This window comes from Brevundimonas sp. (genome assembly GCF_036399195.1).
Lineage (GTDB): Bacteria > Pseudomonadota > Alphaproteobacteria > Caulobacterales > Caulobacteraceae > Brevundimonas.
This window is the reverse complement of record NZ_DASWNO010000016.1, coordinates 1-2091: the sequence shown is the minus strand read 5'-3', so window position 1 is coordinate 2091 and position 2091 is coordinate 1. Positions and strand designations below refer to the sequence as shown.

The window sequence follows — 2091 nt, the reverse complement described above, 5'->3', positions numbered from 1 at the left end:
ATCCTGTTCGGCTACGGCGGTTTCCAGGTCAGCTTCCCGCCCGCGTACAAACCCGAAATGGGCAAGCTCTGGCTCGAAAGCGGCGGCGTCTTCGTGCAGGCCAACATCCGCGGCGGCGGGGAGTTCGGGCCGCAGTGGCATCAGAGCGTGCTGAAGGAGAACCGGCAGCTGGCCTTCGACGACTTCGCCGCCGTGGCCGCCGACCTGCACCGGCGCGGGATCACCTCGCCGCGCCGGACCGGCATCTACGGACGTTCGAACGGCGGGGTGCTGACCTCGGTGATGATGACCCAGCACCCGGAGCTGATCAACGCGGCGGTGATCGAAAGCCCCCTGATCGACATGCTGCGCTATCACGAGCTCCCGGCCGGCGCGTCGTGGATCGGCGAATACGGCGATCCGCGCATCCCGGAACAGGCGGCGTACATCGCCCGCTACTCGGCCTATCAACAGCTTCGTCCGGAGGCGGAGTATCCACGCGTCTACATCACCACCAACACGCGCGACGACCGGGTGCATCCGGGCCACGCGCGCAAGTTCGCGGCGCGACTGGCGGAGCAGGGGCACGAGCACCTTTACTACGAGGAGACGGCGGGCGGTCACTCCAACGACGCCGACCCGGTCGCCAACGCCCGCCGCTGGGCGCGGCACTATGTCTACCTGGCGCAGCAGCTGATGGATTGAGGCGGCTACGCCGGTTCGACCAGCTTCAGCTTCGGTGACTTCTTCGGCTTCTCGGCGCCGGCCGCCTTGCGGGCCAGCTTCTCGGCCTTCCTTGCGTCGCGGGCGGCCTTCTTCGCCGCCTTTTCCTCGGCGCGGGCCTTGACCGGAGCGGCGTCGGCCTCGCCGGCGAGTTCGGCCAGCAGGTCGAGGAAGCCGTCGCGCTTGCCCTTCGGCAACAGGGCCATGATCCGCTTGTCGGCGGCGGCCACGCGTGGGCGCGCCGCCTCCAGCGCCGCCTGGCCGGCCTCCGACAGCCGCACCGCCTTGGCCCGGGCGTCGATCGCGGACTTCTCGCGCTCCAGCAGTCCCTTGGCCGTCATGCGGGCGACCATATCGGCCAAGGTGGAACGGTCGATGCCGGTGGCGCGCACCAGATCGGTCTGGGTCAGGCCGGACTTGAGACTGACCGCTTCCAGCACCGCGAACTGACGCTGGGTCGGACCGTCGGCGCCGGCTTCTTCGGAATAGATGTCCAGCGCCAGCTGCAGCGCCCGGTGCATCAGATGGCTGGGCGAGGCGGCGAGGCCGCCGCGTTTGAGCTTGTTTCCCGACTTGACCATCGACCGTATCCCCTCGGCTGCAAAGGCGACGCTAGCAGCCCGGCGTTGCGGTTTGACGACGAATTGTCCGCGTTCGGGTTACAGCCCGGGGTCGGGCGACGTCGGGCCCGGCTCCTCGTCCTTGATCATGTGCTTGAGGATGTAGGGGATCTGCAGCAGTCCAAAGACGCATGCGGCGACCCAGATGGCGATGCGGAATTTGACCCAGGTGTCGTTGTCCTGCGTCCGCCAGACCAGCTCGTTGACGACGGCGATGGTCGCGAAATAGAGGCCGTAACGCAGCGTCAGTCCGCGCCAGGCCTCGTCGGTGACCTTGATCGCGTCGCCGAGCAGGTATTTGAACGGATATCTGTTCAGCGGCAACGAGCCCAGCAGGACCACGGCCAGCACGGCGTTCTGCACCGACAGCTTGATCTTGATCAGGCTCTCGTCGTGGAAAAAGATGGTCATGACGCCGAAGATCAGAGCGAAGCCGCCGGTGATCAGGGGCAGGGGCGCGAACCGCTTCTCGACCAGATAGCCGACGGCGAGCGCCACGGCGGAGGCGGCCATCAGCACCCATGTCGCCTTGATCATGTCGCGGGTGATGAAATAGGCGGCCGCGAAAGCCAGAAGGGCGCCGAAGTCCACGGCCTGGCGGATCCACTGACCGGATTTCGGCGTCGGGGGCGTGTCGGTCATGTCAGTCCTCAAGCCCCACCAGTGATCGAGAAAAGGCGCGCGCGTCGAACGGCTGCAGGTCGTCCACCCCCTCGCCGACGCCGATCAGCTTGATCGGGGCGTCGGACGCCTGCGCCACCGGCACCAG

3 protein-coding genes and 1 pseudogene are annotated in these 2091 nt (G+C 67.2%); 1 reads left to right on the top strand and 3 read right to left on the bottom strand.

Translation table 11 applies throughout. The features are described from left to right. Window positions 1-684, top strand: a 684-nt coding sequence (locus VGB60_RS00950) for a prolyl oligopeptidase family serine peptidase (protein WP_331036416.1), incomplete at its 5' end; no start/stop codon positions are given. A gap of 5 nt (window positions 685-689) precedes the next feature. Here VGB60_RS00950 and VGB60_RS00945 read toward each other — a convergent pair. The 3 genes and pseudogenes from VGB60_RS00945 to VGB60_RS00935 all read right to left on the bottom strand — a co-directional run. After that, entirely contained in the window at window positions 690-1283 is a 594-nt protein-coding gene (locus tag VGB60_RS00945; RefSeq protein ID WP_331036415.1) for a MarR family winged helix-turn-helix transcriptional regulator, read from the bottom strand. A gap of 78 nt (window positions 1284-1361) precedes the next feature. Then, the gene (locus VGB60_RS00940) at window positions 1362-1964 is read right to left on the bottom strand and encodes an inner membrane-spanning protein YciB (RefSeq protein ID WP_331036414.1); all 603 of its coding nucleotides are present in this window, start codon (window positions 1962-1964) and stop codon (window positions 1362-1364) included. A 1-nt stretch (window position 1965) separates the two neighbouring features. Further along, window positions 1966-2091: pseudogene (locus tag VGB60_RS00935) on the bottom strand (signal recognition particle-docking protein FtsY); the annotation flags it as partial.

Excerpts from the sequence above, each read along its gene's own strand:
- VGB60_RS00945 (WP_331036415.1), bottom strand. The coding sequence starts at position 1,283 with ATGGTCAAGTCGGGAAACAAGCTCAAACGCGGCGGCCTCGCCGCCTCG.
- VGB60_RS00940 (WP_331036414.1), bottom strand. The coding sequence starts at position 1,964 with ATGACCGACACGCCCCCGACGCCGAAATCCGGTCAGTGGATCCGCCAG.